Genomic DNA, 510 nt, shown 5'->3' with positions numbered 1-510 from the left:
CGGTTTGTCGAAACTCGAAACCAAGGCCCAGACTCCTGCTCTTCGCAGCAAGCCTGGAAGACTTCTTCTTTACCTACGCTTGATTAAAAGCACCTGACTGCTTCCCTCACCTTCGCCTCACGGCGTCAGCGGGTACTCTCGTCAGGGCTTCTGCGAGAACTTCTCTCAGCAGAAATTGAACTTACCCTTCGTATGCACTTGTCAAAGAACGCTTCTCTAGACTTCAGAGAAAACTTGTGGAGCTGATCGGGATCGAACCGACGACATCCAGCTTGCAAAGCTGGCGCTCTCCCAGCTGAGCTACAGCCCCGGGAAACTGCCCACGGCCATTCTACCATGCTGGTGCGCGTCACCGCTTCCCTCCTCACTCGGGGAGGGAAATAGTGGGCCTAGGTGGACTTGAACCACCGACCTCGCGCTTATCAGGCGCGCGCTCTAGCCAGCTGAGCTATAGGCCCAGGGGGCTACCGCGTCGGCAAACCCTACAGCGTCCTTCATTCTCAAAGAGCT

2 tRNA genes are annotated in these 510 nt (G+C 56.3%); both read right to left on the bottom strand.

From position 1 onward, the window contains the following. Nucleotides 1–237 precede the first annotated feature (237 nt). Nucleotides 238–310: transfer RNA gene (locus tag HV826_RS36470), tRNA-Ala, on the bottom strand. A 74-nt stretch (nt 311–384) separates the two neighbouring features. Beyond that, nucleotides 385–458, bottom strand: a tRNA-Ile gene (locus tag HV826_RS36465). Between the last annotated feature and the right edge of the window lie 52 nt (nt 459–510).

This window comes from Myxococcus sp. AM010, assembly GCF_013372585.1.
Classification (GTDB): Bacteria; Myxococcota; Myxococcia; order Myxococcales; family Myxococcaceae; genus Myxococcus; species Myxococcus vastator.
The sequence above is the reverse complement of the archived record's forward strand: the minus strand, read 5'-3'. Positions and strand labels throughout refer to the sequence as shown.